A 20,462-nucleotide genomic window follows, 5' to 3' on the forward strand; every position below is an offset into this window, starting at 1 on the left:
GCTGCGGCACCTCGTAGCCCTGGTAGCCGGCCGCGTACGGCGGCGGCAGCATCCCGCCGTCGAAGGGCTGCGGCATCGGGGCGCCCTCGTAGGGCGGGGGCTGCGGGGGGCCGAAGCTCTCCGGTGGCCCCTGGAAGGCGGGCGGCGCAGCCAGCCAGGGGCTGTTGTTCGGGTCGGTCTGCTCGGCCGGAGGCGGCGCGTTCTCCTGCTCCGCGGGCGCCTGCTGGGCGGGCTGCTCGCCTTCCGGAGGCGTCGTTTCGCCGCTCATCGCGTCCAGAGAGGCCAGCCGCTCCTCCAGCGAGCGCCCGTCGTGCTCGTTCCTCGCCACCGTTCTTCCCCCTCGGGCACGCCTCTGATGATCAACACGCTGATGGTGGGCAAAATGGCCCCCCGTCAGGGTACCGGTGCGCCAATACCATGTATCCCCCACGGAGATCGACGTTGCCGCGATGTTGTACTGGGACGCGGCCGGTAGCGTGGCCGGTATGCAGGCGATCGTGATTCGCGAGCCGGGGGACCCCGCCGTCCTGGAGTGGACGAAGGTGCCGGACCCCGTGGCGCGGCCGGATGAGGTGCTGATCGACGTGGCGGCGAGCGCCGTCAACCGCGCGGACGTGATGCAGCGCAAGGGCTTCTATCCGCCGCCGGACGGCGCTCCCCTGTATCCGGGCCTGGAGGTGTCCGGGCGGGTCGCGGAGCTAGGCACGGACGTCTCCGGCCTCGCCGCCGGGGACGAGGTGTGCGCGCTGCTCGCGGGCGGCGGCTACGCCGAGCGGGTGGCGGTGCCCGCCGGGCAGGTGCTTCCGGTGCCGCGCGGCGTGGACGTCGTGGACGCGGCCGGCCTGCCCGAGGTCGCCTGCACGGTGTACTCGAACGTGTTCATGCTGGCGGGCCTGCGCGAGGGCGAGACGCTCCTGGTACACGGCGGCGGCAGCGGCATCGGGACGTTCGCCATCCAGCTCGCCAAGGCCCGCGGCGCGCGTGTGGTGACGACGGTCGGGAGCCCGGAGAAGGCCGGGAGATGCCGCGAGCTGGGCGCGGACGTGGCCGTCGACTACCGCGAGGAAGACTTCGTGGAGAGCGGCCCCTACGACGTGATCCTCGACCTGATCGGCGCCAAGTACCTGGAGCGGAACGTCGACGCGCTCGCGACCGGCGGGCGGCTGATGGTGATCGGGCTCCAGGGCGGCGCGAAGGCGGAGCTGGACCTCGGCACGATGCTGCGCAAGCGGGCGCGGGTGCACGCGACGGCGCTGCGGAGCCGTCCGCTGGCGGAGAAGGCGGAGATCGTGGCGGGCGTCCGGGAGCACGTGTGGCCGCTGCTGGAGTCGGGGGACGTCCGGCCCGTGGTGGACCGGCGGATCCCCATGGCGGACGCGTCGCGCGCGCACGAGTTGCTCGAAGAAAGCGGTCACGTCGGCAAGATCCTGCTGACCGTGTGAGTATGGGGGAATTATGAGCGAGCCTTCGAAGAACCAGTCCGAACAGGAACCTCAGGTGCTCGTGCTCGGCCCGAACGGCATGGCCGTCGAGGGCGGCGGTGAGGGCGAGTCCGAGGGCAAGTCGGTGACCGAGATGGTCGAGCAGCCGGCGAAGGTGATGCGGATCGGCGGGATGATCCGGCAGCTGCTGGACGAGGTCAAGGCCGCCCCGCTGGACGAGGCGAGCCGGGCCAGGCTGCGGGAGATCCACAAGTCGTCCGTCAAGGAACTCGAGGACGGCCTGGCGCCCGAGCTGGTCGAGGAGCTGGAGCGGCTGTCGCTGCCGTTCACCGAGGGCACGGTGCCGAGCGAGGCGGAGCTGCGGATCGCGCAGGCGCAGCTCGTCGGCTGGCTGGAGGGCCTGTTCCATGGCATCCAGACGACGCTGTTCGCCCAGCAGATGGCGGCCCGCGCGCAGCTTGAGCAGATGCGCCGCGCCCTGCCCGCCGGGATGATGCCGCCCGGCGCGGACGAGGAGCAGAGCTCCGGCCCGCGCTCGTCCGGCCCCTACCTGTAACGACGCCCCGGACCGGCCGCACCCGCCACCCGGGGGTGCGGCCGTTGTCACGGGAAGAGGCGTTCCAGGACCTCGGCCACGCCGTCGTCGTCGTTGCGGGACGTCTTGTGCGTCACGGCCGCGAGCACCAGCGGATGCGCGTTCGCGACCCCGTACGAGATGCCCGCCCAGGTCAGCATCGGCAGGTCGTTGGGCATGTCGCCGAAGGCGGTGACGTGGTCGGACGCGATGCCGTGCTCGGTGCAGAGCGTCGCCAGCGCGCTCGCCTTCGTGACGCCCAGCGCGCTCATCTCCAGCAGCGCCGCCTTGGACGAATGCGTGACGGTCACGAGGTCGCCCACGGCCTGGATCGCCTTCTCGGAGAGCGTGTCGGGGTCGGCGTCCGGGTGGAAGGCGAGCAGCTTGGTGCCGCCGCGGCTGACGAGTTCGGCCGCGTCGACGGGACGTCCGCCGAGCGCCGCCGCGTTCGCGTCCCACCGGCCGACGTCGTAGCTGGCCTCGAACACGAACCCCTCGGGGTACTCCACCGAGAACCGCAGCTCCGGGGAGATGCCGCGCAGCCGCCCGATCGCCTCGGCGATCACGTCCGGCGGGATCTCGCTGGCGTGCAGGACGTCCTCGGTGTGCAGGTCGTACAGGACGGCGCCGTTCGCGCAGATCGCGACGCCGCGGTGGCCGACGGCCGCGGCGATCTCCGTCATCCAGCGCGGCGGCCGGCCGGTGACCATGACGAGCATCGCCCCGGCGCGCTCGACCCGGGCGAGGGCGGCGACGGTCCGGGCGGAGATCGTTCCGTCGGAGCGCACGATCGTCCCGTCGAGGTCGGTGGCGATCACGCGCGGCGAAGACTTGGACATGTCACCTTCCAGGGCAGATGAGACAAACCCTAGGCCAGCCGCGCACACCGTCCGACCGGGGCCCCTGGACTGAACGCCCTTCAACGGCAAGGGCCCGTCCTAGGACAGGACGGGCCCTTGTACGAGAAGGTCATCGCTTGACGGGCTCCAGGACGTCCTGCCCCAGGAACTTCTGCAGCGCCTCAGGGACGCGCACCGAACCGTCGGCCTGCTGGTGGTTCTCCAGGATCGCGACCATCCAGCGGGTCGTCGCCAGCGTCCCGTTGAGCGTCGCGACCGGCTGGTTCTTGCCGTCCGCGTCGCGGTGCCGCACCGACAGGCGCCGCGCCTGGAACTCGGTGCAGTTCGACGTCGAGGTGACCTCGCGGTAGGTGTTCTGCGTCGGCACCCACGCCTCGCAGTCGTACTTGCGGGCCGCGCTGGAGCCGAGGTCGCCCGCCGCCACGTCGATCACCCGGTACGGGAGCTCGACCTTCGCGAGCATCTCCTTCTCCCACTCCAGCAGCCGCAGGTGCTCGGCGTGCGAGTCGGCCGGGTCGCAGTAGGAGAACATCTCCACCTTGTCGAACTGGTGGACGCGGATGATGCCGCGCGTGTCCTTGCCGTACGAGCCGGCCTCCCGGCGGAAGCACGACGACCACGCCACGTACCGCCGCGGCAGCTCGTCGATGATCTCGTTCATGTGGTACGCGGCGAGCGGGACCTCCGACGTCCCGACCAGGTACAGCTCGTCCTGCGGGAGCTGGTACACCTCGGCGGCGTGCGCGCCGAGGAACCCGGTGCCCTCCATCGCCTCCGGCTTCACCAGGACCGGCGGGTACATCGGGACGAATCCGCTCGCGACGGCCTGCTCCATGGCGAGGTTCAGCAGCGCGTACTGCAGCCGCGCGCCCACGCCCGTCAGGTAGTAGAACCGCGCGCCCGACACCTTCGCGCCGCGCTCCATGTCGATGGCGCCGAGGCTCTCGCCCAGCTCCAGGTGGTCCTTCGGCTCGAAGCCGAACGCGGTCGGCTCGCCGACGTGCTCCAGGACGACGAAGTCCTGCTCGCCGCCGGGCGGGGCACCGTCCTCGATCAGGTTCGGGACGCCCTTCAGCAGCGCGTCCAGCTCCTCGCCGAGCCGGTCGGCCTCGGCCTCGCGCTCCTTCACCTGCTGCGCCAGCTCCTTGGCGCGGGCCAGCAGCGCCTGCCGCTCGTCGCCCTGCGCCTTGGACACCGACTTGCCGAAACTCTTCTGCTCCGCGCGCAGCCGCTCGAACGACGTGAGCGCCGACCGGCGCCTCCCGTCCAGGTCGATCAGCTTGCCGACGACGGCGTCATCCTCACCGCGGGCGTGCTGCGAGGCGCGCAGCCGCTCGGGATCCTCTCGAAGAGCTCGCAGGTCAATCACAGACCCGAGGCTACCGGCCCGGACCCCGCTGCGCGCGCGAGTATCGCCGCTTCTACCGGACTCCGCCGGCCAGCAGCGCGTGCGCGGGCAGCGCGACCTTCCCGTCGGCGACCGCATACCCAGCGATGATCTTGTCGTACTCGGCCTTGATGCGGGCGACGGTCGCCGCGTCCTGCCGTCCGACGATGACGCCGTTCGTGCCGACCCCTGACAGCGCGCCCGTCTCCCACCAGTGCTCTGCGTCGGTGACGTGCTCCCAGGTGACCTCCTCGACCGCCACCTCGGTGAGCCCCGCCGCCGCGACCAGCCGCCGGAACGCCGCCGGCTCGCCGTGCTCCAGGAAGGGCGGCTCGGGGATGTCGTCCGGCCACGGCACCCCGGCCGCCAGGATCGCCTCCCTGACGATCGCGAGCGCCCCGCTGCCCGGCATCACCCAGCAGGTCAGCGCCAGCCGCCCGCCGCCGCGCAGGACGCGCCGCAGCGCGCCGATCGCCGCCGCCGGGTCGCCCACGTGGTTGATGACGAAGTTGCCGGCGACCGCGTCGAACGTCCCGTCCTCGAACGGGACCTCCGGCAGGACGGCGACCCGCACGTCCAGCCCGGGGACGTTCCGCCGCGCCGTCTCCGCCATGCCGGGCTCGGCGTCCAGCGCCGACACCCGCGCGCCGCGCTCGACCGCCGCCCGCGACACGAACCCGGGGCCGGTCCCGACGTCCAGGAACCGCGTCCCGTCCGTCACCCCGGCCGCGTCCAGCAGCGGACCGACCATGTACCGCGTGACATGGGCGAACCCCCGCTCGTACGCGGGGGCCCGCCCGGCCCACAACTCCCGCTCGTAAAGATCGAACTCCTCGGCCACCCCCGCAGCCTACGTCAGCGGACGTCCACGTAGTCGTCCCGATACGTCTTGATGTAGCTGGTCGCGGCGCCGCTGTACGCACGCCAGGTGCCGTCCTTGGACGCCTTGAAGCCCTTGCGGAAGCGACCGAGCCCGTCGGTCTTCTGCGAGCCCAGGTAAGTCCAGGTGGACGAGCCCTTGGGCAGGAAGTAGAACTTGATCGTCTTCGAGGCGTAGGTCTTCCACTTGTCGGTCTCCCGGTAGAGCGACCCCATCACGGTGACGGTGCCCCCCTTCTTCACCGGCTCGGGCGCCGCGTTGAAGTCAAGGATCTTGGTGCGGTACCTGACGTCGATGTAGTCGGTGCCGCTGACGGACGGCTCGGCGTAGTCGCCCCGCGGGACGACCAGCCGCCAGTACCCGTCCCGGTCCGCGCGTCCCTGGACGTTGAAAGTGCCGTCGCCGTCGACGTTCACGAGACCCTTGGCGCTCCACTTCTTGCGATCGGTGGAGAACTGCAGCTGCACGGTCGCGTTCGCCGGGGCGCCCACCCATCGGCCGTCCGCCAGCTTGTTCATCACGCGCCCGTACCCGGTGACGAGGTTGCCTCTGCCGACCGGCTCGGGTCCCGCGTTGCCCCCGGTGATGGACGTCCGGTAGGCGACCATCCGGACGCTGGTGTGCGCCTCGGACGACCCATAGGAACGGTAGTCGTCGGGCTGACCGGACGGGTCGTTCGCGAACTGCACCGACCACGCGCCGTTCTCGGTGACGGTCACCTGCGTGCTGTAGGCGCCGCTGGCATCGGTCAACGGGGTCGCGACCGTCCGCCAGTCGCCGCCCGTCGCCGGGTCGAACTGGAGGACGAGCCGCTTGCCGGCCACCGGAGCCCACACGCCGTTCCGGTCCTCCCGTTCGAGCCGCCCGCTGACGGTGACCTGGTCGCCCACGATGAGGCGGTCGGGCATGCTCAGCGTGACCCGGGTCTGGAGCCGCCGCTTCAGGACCGGAAGCTCCGCGCTGCTGCTGGGCCGGTGCAGGAAATCGCCGCCGTAGCTGAGCTTGGCGTTCCCCGACCAGAGGAACTTCGCGGTCCCCTGCACCCGGCCGTCCGCTCCGGTCACCGCCGTGGGAGTCGACCCGCTCGCGCCGTACAGGCGCAGCGTGGCGCCCTGCACCGGTGCCAGGTCACCGTCGGCGGTGCGGCTCATCAGCCGTCCGCTGAACGTGACGTCGGGGTTGTCGACGTCGACGATGTCCGGGTTGACCGCGAAGCCGTCGATCACCGTGTCGAGGCCGTTGTCGATGGTGGCGCGCTGGGGCCACAGCTTGGTCTCGTCGGCGGTGGTCAGCTCGACGTCCATCATCCAGCGGCCCTGCTCGACGGTGACGGCGGACTTCGTCCGCCACACCCCGTCCACCGCCGTCCCCTCGACCAGCTCGAAGTCGTCGACGCTGAGCGTCTGCGGGGAGCCGTGCGAGTACGCGTACACGACGGCGCGCACCTTGGTGATGTCGGTGGCGGCGTAGGCCGCCACTTCGATCTTCGTCGTGGCGCCGGGCGTCAGGACCCGGACGGCACGAATCCGCGGCGGAACCGCCGCGTCCGCGGGAACCGCGGCGAGCGAGAACGTCACGGCGAGAACCGTGAGTAAAGCGAGCAACCGGCGCACCGGAACCTCCATTGGCAGGTACATCAGAAAACGACAGTTAGCGGACGTCGACGTAGTCGCCCTGGGATGTGGACTTCAGGTAGCCGGTGGTCTCCGTGTAGACCGCCATCCAGGTGCCGTCCCCGGACGCCTTGAAGGTCTTCTTGAACCAGCCGTTGGAGTCGGTCGTCGCGGTGGCGACCTGCTTGTAGGTCGTCGTGCCCGCCTTCTTGAAGTAGACGAACACCGGCGCGTGCGGCCCCGGACCGGCCTCGGCCCGGAACCGGTAGAGCTGCCCCTTGACCGTGATGGTCCCGCCCTTTTTCACGGGCTCGGGCGAAGCGTTGAAGTTGTACCACTGCGTCCGGTACTTGATGTCGATGTAGTCGGTACCGCTCACGGCCGGCATGTACTCGGCGCTGCCCGCGTAGCGGGCGCGCCAGTACCCGTCCTTCTTCGAGTCGTAGGTCGTGAGGTAGAACGACCCATCGGAGTAGGTGTTGGCGGTCGCCATCTTCTTCCACGTCGTGCGGTCCGTGGAGAACTCCATGACCATCGGCACGCCGGCCAGGCCGTTCCCGCCGCTGACAAGCCGCCCGACGACGTCGAGCGCGTCACCGTAGCGTCCCGGCTCCGGGCGGGCGTTGCCGTTGGTGATCTGCACGGGCTGCCGGGCGTCCAGCGTGCCCGCCGGCGCCTGGCTGCCCGTCAGGAACGCCGTGTCCGCGGCCACCACGGTCAGCGGACCCGACTTCTGAACCGTCGGCTCCAGCGTGAACGTGCCGTCCGTGCTCGTCCACCCTCGTGCCACGAGCTTCTGCTCGGGCTTGCCGTGGTCGAGGTATCCCTCGACCGTGACGCCTGCGGCCGCGACGAGGCCCGCAGCCCCGTGGCGGAGCACCGTGCCCTGCACGGACGCCTTGGTTCCGATCGCGACGGGCTGCGGTGTCGTCAGCCGCGCGGACGTCTCCGTCGCCTGCTTGTCGATCGCGGGAGTCTTGCCGTACGCGCCCGTGTCGCAGCGCGGGGACTGCGCGGGAACCCTGACGTACAAGGGGTTGAAGGCGTTCAGGGTGACGCCGAACGATCCATCCGCCCCGGTCGTCACCTTCTGGGCGCCGCCTTCGACGACGGTGCCCGGCACGGGCGCGGGCGCGACGTCGCGCGATTTCTGCACCATGACCCTGCCGTGGAGGTCCACTTCGGGATGGTCGGCGTCGATGCCGTCCGGGCCGGTCGTGACGTCGGTGACGGACGTCTCGTAGCAGTCGAGGAAGCCCGAGTTCCCGGTCACCGTGGCGCCGTCCGCGGACGTGACCAGCAGCTCGATTCCGCTCCTGCCCGGGCGCTTGTCTATGTCCGGGTGAAACCGCGCCTGCCAGGTGCCGTCGTTGGCCGTCCCGGCAACGCGCTCGAACGTCAGCGTCGCGTACAACTCTGGCTGGGCGCCCGCATACCGGAGGTTCGCCCGGACGTCCGTCACGCCGCTTGCCGACTTGGCCGTGACCGTGAGGGTGAGAACCCGCTCCGGGTCGAGCCGGTCGAAACTCTTGGTCAGCCTGAGTTCGGTGACGTCGGCGTGGGCGGTGGCGGGGACGGTCAGGAGGCCGGCCGTGAGGGCGGCGGTGGCGAGCAGGGCTGAAGAGCGGCGCAAAGGGGGGACCTCTCCACTAATTACTGGTGTGGAGATGACGCCCAAGATCCATTAACGGTTGACCGGCCCGGCTCGGTGGACGGTCACGGTTGGGTTACGCGGGTGCGGAGCCCTTCTCGGGAGGCGCGCAGGTGTCGTCCGTGCAGGTGGCGCCGGTGTCGCCGACCATGGTGGGGGCCGGGTGGGCGTCCGCCCACACCTGGTCTAGGACCTGCGTGAACGTCTCGGTGGGCTGCGCGCCCGAGACGCCGTAGCGGCGGTCGATCACGAAGAAGGGGACGCCGGTGGCGCCGATGTCCTGCGCCGCCTGCTGCTCGGTCTTCACCTGGTCGGCGAACTCCCCGGACGCCAGGACGCCGCGCGCCTCGGCCGCGTCCAGGCCCGCCTCCGCCACGACGTCCACCAGGGAGTCGTGGTCGAACACCGAGCGCCGGTCGGTGAAGTGGGCTTTGAAGAGGGCCTCCACGACCGCGTCCTGGACGCCGCGCAGGCCCGCGAGGTGGATCAGCCGGTGCGCGTCGGCGGTGTTGCCCGCGCGGCCGCCCTCCAGGTGGTACTCCAGGCCCGCCGCGGCGGCGCGCTCCTCCATCTGCCGGTTCATCTCGACCGCCTGCTCGCGCGACCTGCCGTACTTCTCCGCCAGCATGTCGGCCACGTCGACGGTCTCGCCGGGCGGGAAGGACGGGTCGAGCTGGAACGCGCGGTGGACGACTTCGACCCGGTCGCGGTGCGCGAACCCGTCCAGCGCCTGCTCGAAATGCCGCTTGCCGACATAGCACCAGGGGCAGACGACGTCGGACCAGATCTCAACACGCACGGGGACACCTCTCTCGGGGACGGTCCACCGTGCAACAAGCGTCCGCCGCGAATGATTTCCGGTGCTCAGGCGTGGCCGTTGCGGATGGCCCGCACCCAGGCGGCGGCCTCGGTGAAGTCGTTGTCGTGGGTGCCGCGGCGGATCTCGGGACGGGCCTGGTCGGCGCGCGTGTAGGAGCCGACGAAGCGGACGTCGGAGCAGACGCGGCGCAGTCCCATCAGGGCCTCGGCCACGCGGGAGTCGGCGACGTGGCCCTCGAAGTCCATCCAGAAGAGGTAGGAGCCGAGCCCGGCGCCGGTGGGGCGGGACTGGATCAGCGTCAGGTTGATGCCGCGGACGGAGAACTCGGTGAGGATCTCCAGGAGGGCGCCCGGGTGGTCCTCGCCGATGAACGCGACGACGGTCGTCTTGTCCATGCCGGTGGGGGCGGGCGGCGTGCAGGGGCGGTGCAGGACGACGAAGCGGGTGACGGCGTCGGCGACGTCGTGGATGTCCTCGGCGAGGACGGCCAGCCCGTAGCGGGAGGCCGCGAACGAGCCGGCGAGGGCGGCGTCGTAGTGGCCGTCGGCGACGTGCTGCGCGGCCTCGGCGTTGGACGTGGCGGCCCGCCACTCGGCGTCCGGGACGTTCTCCAGCAGCCAGCGGCGGCACTGCGGCTGCGCGATCGGGTGGGACGCGACGGTCTTGATGTCGTCGATGCCCGTGCCGGGGCGGACGAGCAGCGCGAACGAGACCGGCAGGTGGATCTCGCCGACGATCTGGAGCGGCTCGCCGGTGGCCAGTTCGTCCAGCGTGGTCGGGACCGAGCCCTCGACGGAGTTCTCCAAGGCGACGACGGCGGTGTCGGCCTCTTCGCGGCGGAGGGCGTCGAGGACGGCCGGGACGGTCGCGTACGGGATGTGCTCGGCGCCGGCCGCGCCCGGCAGGGTGAGGAGCGCGGCCTCGGTGAACGTGCCCTGCGGACCCAGGTAGGCGTAGCGCGCTGTCCTGTCGTCTGCGGTCACGAAGTCCCCCGGGTGCGTCTGGTTCAGGTGTGCGCAAGGCGCCTTGAGGTAGCCGAGTTTACTTCCCGGCAGCGTAAGGCGTGCGTCGCACCGTCAAGCGCGGGGCGCGGTCAAGCCCGTGCGGTGGGGGTGCGCTCGCTGCTGCCGAAGTCGGGCAGCGGGTCGTCCATCGAGATGACGGGGCCCTTGCCGAGCCGGGCCGCCCGCAGGACCTGGTTCTCCTCGGGGGAGAGCGTCTCGACGGCGTGCCCGGCCTGGACGGCCTTGGCATAGGTCCGCGTCTCGGTCCGCCCGTTGATGGAGCTGACGACGACCCCGTCCCCGACCGCGTTGATCAGGGCGAGGGAGAAGGACCGGTGCCCGGACATCTCCTTGAGGGCGTCGTAGTGGACGATGGCGAGATCGCGCAGCGCGCGTTCGTCCATCGCCCCCGAGCCGCTCGCTACCTGGAGCTGGCGCCTGAGCATTTCCCCGCACTCGTCGACGACCTGGTTCACCCGGTTGTGCGCGACCACCGCGATGGACAGCCCCGCGACACCGGCGACCACACCCGCGACGGCCACCGCGACAAGCATCACGCGCCGAGCGTACCCATCCCGACCTGCCGTTGCGAAGGATCTTCGCGCTCGGTGACCGGATCGAGCCGTTTCACGAGCCACGTCCCGAGCAGGAGGATCGAGCCGAGGGCGGCGATCCCGAACGCGTCGCGGAGCACGCCGCCCGCGAAAACCTCGGCCACGGAGTGATCCGGGCCGATCAGCGCCCGCGCCCACCACGGGATCGGGAACAGGAACAGCAGCCAGAGGCCGAACGCGAAAAGACATCTTCGCGTGTCCCGGCCATCACCGGCCAAAGCACCGAAGACCGCGATCATCCACACAAGGTGGTGGATCCACCCCACCGGGGACAGGACGACCGACAGCAGCCCGACGATCGCGACGCCCGCGAGGAGCAGGCTGGACGAGGCGGTCCCGGTCGCGGCGTCGGCGGCGAGGGTGGCGCGGCGGGCCCACGTGAAGCCGAACCAGGCGACGGCCGCGGCGAGGACGAGCCACACCAGCGTCCGGGCCGGCCCCTCGTCGATGATCCGGGCGACGATGCCCTGGATCGCCTGGTTGGTGGTGCCGTCGACCGCGCCCGTCCGGTCGCCGCCCTCCAGCAGCGCGCCGAACCAGTAGCCGGACGAGTCGGACGGCAGCAGCGCGAACCCGCCGAGCGTGGCGACGACGGCGGTGAGCAGCGCGTTGCCGAACGCCTCCCGCCGCCCGGTGATCAGGAAGTAGATGAGGAAGACGCCCGGCACCAGCTTGACGGCGAGGGCGAGGCCGACGAGCATGCCGCGCGGCCAGCGGGGGGTGCGGGCGCAGCAGTCGGCCAGGCACATGGCGAGCAGGAACAGCCCGACCTGCCCGAATCTGACCTGGTCGCGGACGGGGTCGAGCCAGGCCGTCGCCGCGACCAGGACGCCGGCGGTGAGCGGCGCCCAGCGTCCCGTCCGGCGGATGAGGTCGCGGAAGGCGTACCAGACGACGATCGCCAGCGAGACGTAGATCAGCCCCGTCCACGCCCACTGCGCCGCGCGCCAGGGCAGCAGCGTGAACGGGACGGCCAGCGCGGCGGCGATCGGCGGATAGGTGAACGGCAGCAGCTGCGGCGGCTGGGTGAGGAAGTCGTACAGCGGCGCGCCGCGCAGGACGGCCAGCCCGCCCTCGCGGTAGACCTCCAGGTCGACGAGCCGCTGGTCGGGCTGGTTGCCGAGCCACCGGGTCACGATCGGGGCCGCCGCCGCCACGGCGACCGCGACCCCGGCCAGGATGATCAGGTAGTCGAGGGGGCCCCGCCGAGGGGTGCCGGACACGGCCTCGGCACGGGCTTCGCCGGCTTCTTGCGCCATGAGACCGTCCACAGCCGCAGGATATGGCCCCTGCCCCATGGTGCGGCTCTTGTAGCCTGAACGCCATGACGCCCCGGGGAACGAAGATCGCCATGTTCCTCGCGACCCTCGTCACGGTGCTGACCGCCGTTCTCGCGCCGTCCCCGGCGGAGGCCGCGACCCCGGCGGCGGCGCCCACCGGGCGCGTCGTGATCATCGGGGTGCCGGGGCTGATGTGGAGCGACATCACCCGGGACGGCACCCCGGCGCTGTGGGGGCTGACGTCGCAGGGCTCCGCCGCGGGCCTCAGCGTCCGCACGACCCGGGTCAACACGTGCCCGACGGACGGCTGGCTGACGCTGTCGGCCGGGCAGCGGTCCCGGCTGCCGCACGGCGACTGCGCGCTGCCGTCCGCGCCGATCCTGCCCGGCGCGGACTCCCCCACCGGGGCGCCGCCGAAGGGCGGCGCGATCGCCGCCGGCTGGCCGGCGATCAAGACCGACAACGCGGGCACCAACTACCACGCGCAGATCGGGCTGCTCGGCGACGAGGTCCACCGCGCGGGCGGCCGCACGATGGCGGTCGGGCCCGGCGCGGTGTTCGGCGCCGGCGACGGCGGCGGCCGGGTCGACCGGTACGTCGAGTCCCCCGACAAGGTCACGGCGGCCGACTGGGCGGGCTCCACGCTCGCCGCCGTCGACGTCGACGACCTGTTCCGCGCCTACATCGACGCCGGCGTCGACCCGCACGGCGACCAGGTCCCGCTGTCGGACGACAAGCGCGCCGCCGCCGCGGCCGCCGCCGACCGCCGGGTCGGCCAGGTCGTCGCCGGGCTCCCCGAGGGCACCGGCGTCCTGGTCGCGGGGCTCTCCGACACCGGCGTGAACCCGCACCTCCGGGTCGCCGTCGCCAAGGGCGACGGGTACGGGCCCGGCTACATGACCTCCAGCGCCACCCGGCAGGACGGCCTGGTCACGCTGACCGACCTCACCGCCACCACGATGAAGCTGCTCGGGCTGAAGCAGCCGAAGCAGGCCGTCGGGTCGGCGTGGAAGTCGCAGCCGTCGGCGAAGTCCGCGCACGACCGGATCGACACCCTCATGGACGAGGACGTCGCGGCGCAGGCGATCCGGGCCGTCCAGACGTCGTTCTACTGGGTGCTGTTCGCGACGCAGCTCGTCCTGTACGGGATCGCGGTGATCGCGCTGCGGCGCCTCGGCGGCGACCGCCGCTCGCGGGCGCGGATCCTCGGCGGCACCCGGGTGATCGCGCTGCTGGGCGGGGCGGCGCCGGGCGCGTCGTTCCTCGCCGGGCTGCTGCCGTGGTGGCGGGCCGACCACCCGACGCCCGTGCTGATCTGCACGGTGCTCGGCTTCGCCGGGCTGCTGACCGGGGTGGCGCTCGCCGGGCCGTGGCGCCGCTCCATCGTCGTCCCCGGGCTGGTGATCACCGGGGTGACCGCGCTGGTCCTCGCGCTGGACGTGATGACCGGGTCGTCCCTGCAGCTCAACACGCTGATGGGCTACACCGCCCTGGTCGCCGGACGGTTCTACGGCTTCGGCAACCAGGCGTTCTCGCTGTTCGCCGTCGCCGCGATCCTCACCGCGGCGTGGCTGGCGGAGTACCCGCTGCGCAAGGAGCGCAAGGCGATCGCGGTCGGGGTCGTCGCGGTGATCGGGGCGTTCACGGTCGCGGTGGACGGGCTCCCCGCGTTCGGCAGCGACTTCGGCGGCGTGCTCGCGATCGTCCCGGCGTTCGCGATGCTCGGCCTGATGGTCGCCGGGCAGCGCGTGTCGGCGCTGAAGCTCGCCCTGTTCTTCGCGGCCGGCGTCGTCATCGTGCTGGTCATCTCCTACGTGAACGCGCAGAGCGCCAACCCGACGCACCTCGGCCGGTTCTGGCAGGACCTCATGGACGGGGACGCCTGGGGCATCATCGTCCGCAAGTTCAACGCGATGGTGAACAGCCTCGGGTACTGGGCGTACACGTGGGCGCTCGCCGCCGCCGTCGTGTTCCTGTTCTTCGTCCTGGCGCGGCCCACACGGTGGCGGGTGTCGCTGCTGCAGGGCGCCTACGAGCACAGCATGACGATGCGCCCGGCCGTGATCTGCGCGCTGACGGTCGGCGTCATCGGCACGCTGGTGAACGACTCCGGCGTGGTGATCCTGTCGGTGGCGCTCAGCCTGGCGACCCCGCTGATGCTCGCCGCGGGGCTCCGGTCGCTGGAGATCGATCTGCGGAACGCAGACACGCCGCGACCAGCGCCGTCAGGATCGCCAGCAGCGTCCACGGAATCACCGTCGGCCGAACGACGGTGAACAGCCACTCCAGGTCGTCCGGGAGCCGGATGCGGGCGGGCGCGCGGGCCGGCAGGTAGGCGAGGCTGAGCGCGGTGGTGTGGGCGAGCAGGATCCAGTCGATCCGCGTCCAGGGGAGCAGCGCCAGCAGCGCCCAGCCGAACCCGTCGTACCAGGGCAGCGCGTAGGGGGCGGCGAGGAGCCACGCGAGGACGAGCGCCGCCGCGACGCGGCGGTTCTCCATCTCCGGCGACTGCGTCTCCGGTGCCTCCGCCTTGGGCAGGGCCCGGAAGAGCAGCAGGAACACGACCAGGCCGAGCAGCATCGAGCCCAGCTTGATGATGTTGCGCTGCGACCCGCGGCCGAGTGCCTCGTCGACCAGGTGCCAGGGGGTCGCGAACGACACCATGTCGCTGGCCTCGCGGACCTGGTCGAGCGCGTGCGGGCCCGCCAGCACGTAGGACAGGGCGGTGACGCCCACGCCGCCGGCCACCAGCGCGAGCAGGCCGGCGATGGGACGCGGGCTGCGCTCCGTCCACGCCCGGTGGAGGAGCGCCCAGGCGGGGCCGCCGGCGACGAGGCCGGCCGGCAGCTTGATCGCCGTCCCGACGCCGGCGAGGGCGCCCGCGGCGAGGCCGCGCAGCCAGCCCGCCCGCCCGCCGGCGACGGCCAGCGCGGCCACCATCGGCGCGATCGCGAGGACGTCGTTGTGGGCCCCCGCGATCAGGTGGAACAGCACGAGGGGGTTGCACGTCCACAGCAGCGCCGTGCGGAGCCGCCGCTTCTCGCTCTTGGACGTCCGGTAGAGGATCAGCGACGTCACCGCGAACGCGAGCGTGTTCAGCACCGACAGGACGAACACGGTCAGCCGCACCGACCCGCTGCCGATCCACGCGGCGAACGCCTGCCCGCCCGTCGCGATCGGCCCGTACACCGACGGCGTCTTCCGCCATTCCTCGGGCGCCCCGGCGACGGGGTCCTTCGGCAGGTCGTCGGCGCTCGTCCTGTACGGGTCGTGGCCGGTCGCCGCCATCCGCCCGTAGGAGGCGTAGTTAAGGTGGTCGGTGGACCCGACCGGCGGCATGAACATGAACGCGACCGCCGCCAGCAGCCCCGCGACCACCAGCGGCAGGGCCCGCACGCGCCAGCCCTTGCGGACGGCGGCGAGGCAGAGCCCGAGGCCGAGCGCGCTCGCGATGATGCCCGCGACGACGAGGCCGATGACCAGGTACGGCGACGGGTGGACGTCCAGCGCGTAGGGCGGTTCGGCGCGCGGCCCCTCCAGGGCGGGCTCGAACACCGACGGGCCCAGCAGGGCGGTGACGGCGAAACACGCGGTGCCGACCCCGATTCCGCAGAGCCCGCCCGTCCCGAGACGGGTCACGGGCGGCTGCCGCGCACGCGGTCCAGGTTCCGGGCGACCGCCGGTTCGCGCACGGCCAGCGCTCTGGCCACGTCGCGGAACTGCCGGGCGCGGTGCATCTGGGCGCGCCAGTCGGTGCCGGTGGCGCGGTGCGCCAGCGGGACCTCCACCTCCGCGACCCGGAAGTTCTGCCGGATCAGGTCGATGGTGAGCGCGGTCTCCACGCCGAATCCGGCGGCGAGCGGCAGCGCGGCGTCGAACGCGGCGCGGGTCAGGCAGCGCTGCCCGTTGAGCGGGGCGGTCGCCTCCCAGCCGGTGGCGCGGCGGATGCCCTCCCGGGACAGCCGGACCACGAACCCGTGCCCGCCGAGCTTCACCGTCGTGCTGAACACGGCGATCGTCATGTCGGCGTCACCGGACCGGACCGGCTCGACGAGCGGCGCGGCCCCGCTCGCGGTCTCGGCCAGGTCGGCGTCGAGGAACAGCAGGTGGCGGGGCTGGTCGCGGCCCTCGTCCAGCAGCCGGACGGCCTCGGCGGCGCTCTCCATCGCGGCGCCCTTGCCCCGGTTGCGGCTGTGCCGCACGACCCGGGCCCCGGCGCCGCGCGCCACGCGGCCGGTGCCGTCGGACGAGCCGTCGTCGACGACCACGACGAGGTCGGTGCCGGGAAGGTCTTGGGCGGCCTTGACGGTGGCCGCGATGCGGTCGGCTTCGTCCTTGGCCGGGATGCATACCGCTACGTCCTGCATATCCGCGATCGTAGTCGGGGACGGGTGTGCGATGCCGCATGGCGCCGGGAACGACCGGTGCCGGTTGCCCCCGCGACCGGGCGGCGACCCCCGGGGTTCACCCGCGGGTCACCGACCGGGCGCGAGGTCGGTCGCCTGATCGGTTCAGCCTGCGTCGAGGACCGGTGCGGCCTCCGTCACGGTGAACACGGTGTCGAGCCCGGTGACCTGCAGGATCCGCTTCACGGCCGGGCGCGGGGCGGCGAGCTCCAGCGAGCCGCCCTGCTCCTTGAGGCGCTTCATGGCCGCAAGCAGCACGTTCATGCCCGTCGAGTCGCAGAACTCGACGCCGCTCAGGTCGACCACGATGTGGTCGGCCTGGTCGCGCAGCAGGCCCGCGAGGGCCGCCTGCAGCCTGGGCGCGGTGTACAGGTCGAGCTCACCCGTCGCCGTGACGACGGCGTGACCTCCCTGAGACGCGGTCGAGACGTTTAGCTCCACGTGCGGCACACTATCTCGCGAACGGCCCGGGGGCCAGGCGGTTCGCCAAGTCCCCTGCGCCCTGGGTGTTTCCGGGGCGTGTCGCCGCCTTGCCAGTCCCGTACGCTTTGAGAACTACGCACCGTAATGTCGTGATCTCGGGCCGGCGGCGGCCCGCCGATCTCGCGAGTTCACCCCGCATGGAGGGCCGGAGTAGGAGAGGCTGAGCAGGTGCAACAGCGGCATGGCCGACTGCGTGAGCGGCTGGAGACGATCCGGGCGCGCTCCGCGAAGTCCAGCTCGTGGCGGACGTCCACCCAGGTCCTGTCCCGCCTGGTGAACAAGAACGGCTTCGTCCCCATCAGGACGCGCCTCTCCCGCGAGGACCTCGCCTTCCTCACCGGCGCCCGGGAAGAGGTCATCGCCTTCGCCGACCTCGGCCTCCGCCTCATCGACCTGCACCGCCCGCAGGAGGCCGGCGGCATCACCAGCGACCCCGACCGCCCCATCCGCCGCTGCCGCGCCTGCATGTCCCGCTGGCCCTGCCCCACCTACCGCGCCATCAGCGAGGCCATCGACCCCTGACCGCCGGGTCAGGCCATGAGGGGCAAGCGGACCTCGAAGCGGCAGCCGGGGCCGTCGTTGGCGACGCCGATCCGGCCGGCGTGGGCCTCCACGATGCCGCGGGCGATGGCGAGGCCGAGGCCGGCGCCGCCGCCCGGGGTGCGGGCCGCCTCACCGCGGAACGCCACGTCGAACACCCGCGGCAGGTCGCCCTCGGGGATGCCGCCGCACGCGTCCGCCACCGTCACCCGCGCCTCGCCGCCGCGGACCTCGCCGATGATCTCGACCGAGCCGTCGCCCGGCGTGTGCCGGATCGCGTTCACCACGAGGTTGCGCAGCGCGCGGCCCAGCTCGCCCGCGTCCACCTGGACGGGCAGCCCCTCCCGGACGTCGCCGCGCAGCCGGACGCCCTTGGCGCGGGCCAGGGCCTCGGCGCCCGCGACCGCCTCCTCGACCAGGTCCGCGAGGCCGACGCGCTGCCGGGACAGCCGCAGCGCCCCCGCATGGATGCGGGACAGCTCGAACAGGTCGTCCACCATCTCCGTCAGCCGCTCCACCTCGACGCGGATGCGGCCGTGGTAGCGGTGGATCGTCTCCTCGTCGGCGACGACCTCGTCCTCCAGCGCCTCGGCCATCGCGCGGAGCCCGGCCAGCGGGGTGCGCAGGTCGTGGCTCACCCAGGCGACCAGCTCGCGGCGGCTCGTTTCGAGGGCCTGCTCGCGCTCGTGGGACGCGGCCAGCCGGTCATAGGCGGCCTCCAGCTCGCGCGACAGCTCCGCCAGCTCGGCCGGGAGGTGCGCGGCCGGGCGGCGGAACTCGTCCGCCCGGACGGCCTCCACGAGCGTCCGGTTCGCGGCCGCCAGGCGGCGGCCGAGCAGCACCGACACCGCCATCGCGACCAGCCCGGCGGACGTCACCACGGCGAGCACGACGGACCGGTCATGGTCGTTCAGCAGCATCAGATACGAGATCACGAGGATGCCGGAGATCGTCGCCAGCACCGTCGCCGCCCCGACGACGATCAGCTGCGTGCCGACCGAGCGCCCGCGCAGCCCGTGCAGGACGGCGAGGGCCGCGCCCGCGACGACGAGCGCGGCCAGCGCCGCGTAGAAGACGACCCAGAGCAGGTCCTCGAAGGGGATCATCAGTCGTTCCCGGCGGGCTCGTAGCGGTATCCGACGCCCCACACGGTGACGATCCGGCGCGGCGCGGTCGGGTCGTCCTCGATCTTCTCGCGCAGCCGCCGGACGTGCACGGTCACCGTGGAGGAGTCGCCGAACGTCCAATCCCAGACGCGTTCGAGCAGCTCGTCGCGGGTGAACGCCTGCCGGGGATGGCGCAGCAGGAACGCCAGGAGGTCGAACTCCCGGGACGTGAGCGCGAGCCGGTCGCCGTCCAGCCCGGCCTCGTGCGCGCTGACGTCCACGACCAGGCCGCCGTCCCGCAGCGGCCCGGACGGGCCCGTCGGAACCAGCGCCCCGCGCGCCCGGCGCAGCACCGACCGGACGCGCAGCGCCAGCTCGCGCGGGCTGAACGGCTTGGTCACGTAGTCGTCGGCGCCGGTCTCCAGCCCGACGAGCCGGTCGGTCTCCGCGCCGAGCGCCGTCAGCATCACGATCGGGACGGTCGAGGTCTCGCGGAGCCGCCGGCACACCTCCAGGCCGTCCATCCCGGGCAGCATCAGGTCCAGGACGACGAGGTCCGGCGGACGGTCGCGGGCCGCGCGGAGGGCGGTCCGGCCGTCCGCGACGCACACGACGTCGTGCCCGTCGCGGGCCAGGTAGCGGGCGACGACCTCGGCCACCGTCGGATCGTCGTCGACCACCAGGACGCGGCCGGCATGCGTCACGGAGTTCACCCCCCTCACGCTACGGCGCGGACGCCGTGGGCACCGCGTCCGTCATCACCTCGTAAGAACCGGGCGCGGTGAGAACCGGGCGCGGCGCATCGCCCCGGTCGGCCTGCGCAACCGGACGATCGTCGCTTTAATGGCACGATGGCACAAACACGTACCGCGACCTCCGCCGGCGGGGTCATCATGCTCATCCTGTTCGGCGGCGCGGTGGCCACGGCCGTCGGGGCGGTCTGGACGTTCGCCACGTTCGTGCTGGGTTACGGAACGGCCTTCTTCTACGCCCTGGAGTGCCTGGCCGTCGGCTTCTTCACCGCGATCGGCCTCATGCTGACCCGGCCGCGCGGCCCGGCCGCCCCGATCGTCGCGGTGATCTCCGGGTTCGTCGCCCTGTACGTCGGCACCCGCCTCGGCGTGCTCCTCTACACGCTGACCCATGGCGGGATTCCCGGCGGCCGCTTCCTCACCGAGGTGGTGAAGCCGCACTTCGCCTGGCAGGACCTGCTGGCGCCGCTCGCCGCCGGCGCCATCGCCGGGCTGCGGGTCCTGATGGTCACGAGCAGTCTCGCGCCCCGGCAGCCGGGCGGCGCGGCGTTCCCCCCGCCGGGCGGCGCCGGGTACGGTCAGCCCTACCAGCCCGGTCCCGGCCAGTTCCCTGCCCCGGGCCAGCCCCCGTACCCTGGCCAGCCTCCGTACGCCGGCCAGCCGCCCTACCCGGGCCAGCCGCCAGGCCCCTACCAGCCGCCGTCCGGGCCGGGTCAGGGTCCGCCCCTGGGAGGCCCTCAGGGTGCCCCTCCGCCGAACGGCGGGTTCTAGGTCGTCCCCGAGGCTGATGACCGCCGCGGGACGAACGCATACGGTGGGGTCATGGGTAAGACGATTCTGACCGTCCTCGGCGTGATCCTCGCGGTCTGGCTGCTGTTCACCATCGTCGGCGCGATCTTCGCGATGCTGAAGTTCTTCTTCTTCATCGGACTCGTCGCCGTCGTGGTGGTACTCGCCGTGACCGCCGTGTCCAAGATGTCGAAAAGCCACTAGCCAAGCGGCCGATTCCCTTGCCGCGATGTCGCCGGTGACCGCATGATGCCGGAACAA

Annotated in this window: 19 protein-coding genes and 2 pseudogenes; 6 read left to right on the plus strand and 15 right to left on the minus strand. The window is 72.3% G+C overall.

What is annotated here, in order from left to right; translation table 11 throughout:
- Positions 1–328, minus strand: a pseudogene (locus tag E1293_RS04300) (hypothetical protein); the annotation flags it as partial.
- Between the two features lie 157 nt (positions 329–485).
- On the opposite strand from E1293_RS04300, the gene E1293_RS04305 reads away from it, so the two are divergent.
- Both E1293_RS04305 and E1293_RS04310 read left to right on the plus strand, forming a co-directional pair.
- Complete coding sequence (locus tag E1293_RS04305) at positions 486–1,442, plus strand: NAD(P)H-quinone oxidoreductase (protein WP_132194022.1); 957 nt, start codon at positions 486–488, stop codon at positions 1,440–1,442.
- Between the two features lie 13 nt (positions 1,443–1,455).
- Positions 1,456–1,998: a bacterial proteasome activator family protein gene (locus E1293_RS04310; protein WP_132194024.1), complete on the plus strand. Its 543-nt coding sequence runs from the start codon at positions 1,456–1,458 to the stop codon at positions 1,996–1,998.
- A gap of 47 nt (positions 1,999–2,045) precedes the next feature.
- Here the strand turns inward: E1293_RS04310 and E1293_RS04315 are convergent, their stop codons facing one another.
- From E1293_RS04315 to E1293_RS04355, 9 genes are all read right to left on the minus strand, one after another.
- Positions 2,046–2,855 carry a Cof-type HAD-IIB family hydrolase gene (locus tag E1293_RS04315; RefSeq protein ID WP_132194026.1) on the minus strand — a complete coding sequence of 270 codons (810 nt, stop codon included), beginning with the start codon at positions 2,853–2,855 and terminating at the stop codon, positions 2,046–2,048.
- A gap of 130 nt (positions 2,856–2,985) precedes the next feature.
- Positions 2,986–4,245 (minus strand): serine--tRNA ligase, encoded by a 1,260-nt coding sequence (gene serS, locus E1293_RS04320; protein ID WP_132194028.1) that lies wholly within the window; start codon positions 4,243–4,245, stop codon positions 2,986–2,988.
- A 52-nt stretch (positions 4,246–4,297) separates the two neighbouring features.
- Positions 4,298–5,104, minus strand: a complete 807-nt coding sequence (locus tag E1293_RS04325; protein ID WP_207938663.1) for a class I SAM-dependent methyltransferase — start codon at positions 5,102–5,104, stop codon at positions 4,298–4,300.
- A 14-nt stretch (positions 5,105–5,118) separates the two neighbouring features.
- Positions 5,119–6,720, minus strand: coding sequence for a hypothetical protein (locus tag E1293_RS04330; protein ID WP_132194030.1), 1,602 nt, complete (start codon positions 6,718–6,720; stop codon positions 5,119–5,121).
- 73 nt (positions 6,721–6,793) lie between these two features.
- Positions 6,794–8,389 (minus strand): hypothetical protein, encoded by a 1,596-nt coding sequence (locus tag E1293_RS04335; RefSeq protein WP_132194032.1) that lies wholly within the window; start codon positions 8,387–8,389, stop codon positions 6,794–6,796.
- Between the two features lie 94 nt (positions 8,390–8,483).
- On the minus strand, positions 8,484–9,206 hold the full coding sequence (locus E1293_RS04340) for a DsbA family oxidoreductase (RefSeq protein WP_132194034.1): 723 nt from the start codon (positions 9,204–9,206) through the stop codon (positions 8,484–8,486).
- Positions 9,207–9,271: 65 nt separating this feature from the next.
- Positions 9,272–10,210: a prephenate dehydratase gene (pheA, locus tag E1293_RS04345; RefSeq protein WP_132194036.1), complete on the minus strand. Its 939-nt coding sequence runs from the start codon at positions 10,208–10,210 to the stop codon at positions 9,272–9,274.
- Between the two features lie 110 nt (positions 10,211–10,320).
- A complete protein-coding gene (locus E1293_RS04350; RefSeq protein WP_132194124.1) occupies positions 10,321–10,785 on the minus strand; it encodes a DUF4446 family protein in 465 nt (154 codons plus the stop codon).
- Complete coding sequence (locus E1293_RS04355) at positions 10,785–12,116, minus strand: glycosyltransferase 87 family protein (RefSeq protein WP_243716013.1); 1,332 nt, start codon at positions 12,114–12,116, stop codon at positions 10,785–10,787. Before E1293_RS04355 ends, E1293_RS04350 begins: the two co-directional genes overlap by 1 nt.
- 53 nt (positions 12,117–12,169) lie before the next feature.
- Here E1293_RS04355 and E1293_RS49250 point away from each other — a divergent pair, with 53 nt between their 5' ends.
- Entirely contained in the window at positions 12,170–14,401 is a 2,232-nt protein-coding gene (locus E1293_RS49250) for a hypothetical protein (RefSeq protein WP_243716014.1), read from the plus strand.
- 541 nt (positions 14,402–14,942) lie between these two features.
- Here E1293_RS49250 and mptB read toward each other — a convergent pair.
- The 3 genes and pseudogenes from mptB to E1293_RS04375 all read right to left on the minus strand — a co-directional run.
- Positions 14,943–15,764 (minus strand): annotated as a pseudogene (mptB, locus tag E1293_RS50960) (polyprenol phosphomannose-dependent alpha 1,6 mannosyltransferase MptB); the annotation flags it as partial.
- The gene (locus tag E1293_RS04370) at positions 15,761–16,492 is read right to left on the minus strand and encodes a glycosyltransferase family 2 protein (protein WP_132194040.1); all 732 of its coding nucleotides are present in this window, start codon (positions 16,490–16,492) and stop codon (positions 15,761–15,763) included. The pseudogene mptB and the gene E1293_RS04370, both read right to left, overlap by 4 nt.
- 144 nt (positions 16,493–16,636) lie before the next feature.
- Positions 16,637–16,972, minus strand: a complete 336-nt coding sequence (locus E1293_RS04375) for an STAS domain-containing protein (RefSeq protein WP_132194042.1) — start codon at positions 16,970–16,972, stop codon at positions 16,637–16,639.
- Positions 16,973–17,182: 210 nt separating this feature from the next.
- Between E1293_RS04375 and E1293_RS04380 the strand changes: the two genes are divergently transcribed.
- Positions 17,183–17,536, plus strand: coding sequence for a hypothetical protein (locus tag E1293_RS04380; protein ID WP_132194044.1), 354 nt, complete (start codon positions 17,183–17,185; stop codon positions 17,534–17,536).
- A gap of 8 nt (positions 17,537–17,544) precedes the next feature.
- On the opposite strand, the gene E1293_RS04385 is transcribed toward E1293_RS04380, so the two are convergent.
- Together E1293_RS04385 and E1293_RS04390 are read right to left on the minus strand one after the other, a co-directional pair.
- Positions 17,545–18,660 (minus strand): sensor histidine kinase, encoded by a 1,116-nt coding sequence (locus E1293_RS04385; protein ID WP_132194046.1) that lies wholly within the window; start codon positions 18,658–18,660, stop codon positions 17,545–17,547.
- A complete protein-coding gene (locus tag E1293_RS04390) occupies positions 18,660–19,373 on the minus strand; it encodes a response regulator transcription factor (RefSeq protein WP_279472931.1) in 714 nt (237 codons plus the stop codon). Before E1293_RS04390 ends, E1293_RS04385 begins: the two co-directional genes overlap by 1 nt.
- Positions 19,374–19,511: 138 nt before the next feature.
- Here E1293_RS04390 and E1293_RS04395 point away from each other — a divergent pair, with 138 nt between their 5' ends.
- On the plus strand, positions 19,512–20,183 hold the full coding sequence (locus E1293_RS04395) for a hypothetical protein (RefSeq protein WP_132194048.1): 672 nt from the start codon (positions 19,512–19,514) through the stop codon (positions 20,181–20,183).
- A 51-nt stretch (positions 20,184–20,234) separates the two neighbouring features.
- The gene (locus E1293_RS47270) at positions 20,235–20,405 is read left to right on the plus strand and encodes a hypothetical protein (protein ID WP_165978070.1); all 171 of its coding nucleotides are present in this window, start codon (positions 20,235–20,237) and stop codon (positions 20,403–20,405) included.
- The last annotated feature ends 57 nt before the right edge of the window (positions 20,406–20,462 follow it).

Origin of the sequence: Actinomadura darangshiensis (assembly GCF_004349235.1) — a bacterium.
Taxonomy (GTDB): domain Bacteria; phylum Actinomycetota; class Actinomycetes; order Streptosporangiales; family Streptosporangiaceae; genus Spirillospora; species Spirillospora darangshiensis.

Bases quoted from the DNA above. Each gene is read 5' to 3' on its own strand.
- E1293_RS49250 (WP_243716014.1), top strand. From the start codon at position 12,170: ATGACGCCCCGGGGAACGAAGATCGCCATGTTCCTCGCGACCCTCGTC.
- E1293_RS47270 (WP_165978070.1), top strand. From the start codon at position 20,235: ATGGGTAAGACGATTCTGACCGTCCTCGGCGTGATCCTCGCGGTCTGG.
- E1293_RS04395 (WP_132194048.1), top strand. From the start codon at position 19,512: ATGGCACAAACACGTACCGCGACCTCCGCCGGCGGGGTCATCATGCTC.
- E1293_RS04350 (WP_132194124.1), bottom strand. From the start codon at position 10,785: ATGCTTGTCGCGGTGGCCGTCGCGGGTGTGGTCGCCGGTGTCGCGGGG.
- E1293_RS04385 (WP_132194046.1), bottom strand. From the start codon at position 18,660: ATGATCCCCTTCGAGGACCTGCTCTGGGTCGTCTTCTACGCGGCGCTG.
- E1293_RS04315 (WP_132194026.1), bottom strand. From the start codon at position 2,855: ATGTCCAAGTCTTCGCCGCGCGTGATCGCCACCGACCTCGACGGGACG.
- E1293_RS04305 (WP_132194022.1), top strand. From the start codon at position 486: ATGCAGGCGATCGTGATTCGCGAGCCGGGGGACCCCGCCGTCCTGGAG.
- E1293_RS04370 (WP_132194040.1), bottom strand. From the start codon at position 16,492: ATGCAGGACGTAGCGGTATGCATCCCGGCCAAGGACGAAGCCGACCGC.
- E1293_RS04310 (WP_132194024.1), top strand. From the start codon at position 1,456: ATGAGCGAGCCTTCGAAGAACCAGTCCGAACAGGAACCTCAGGTGCTC.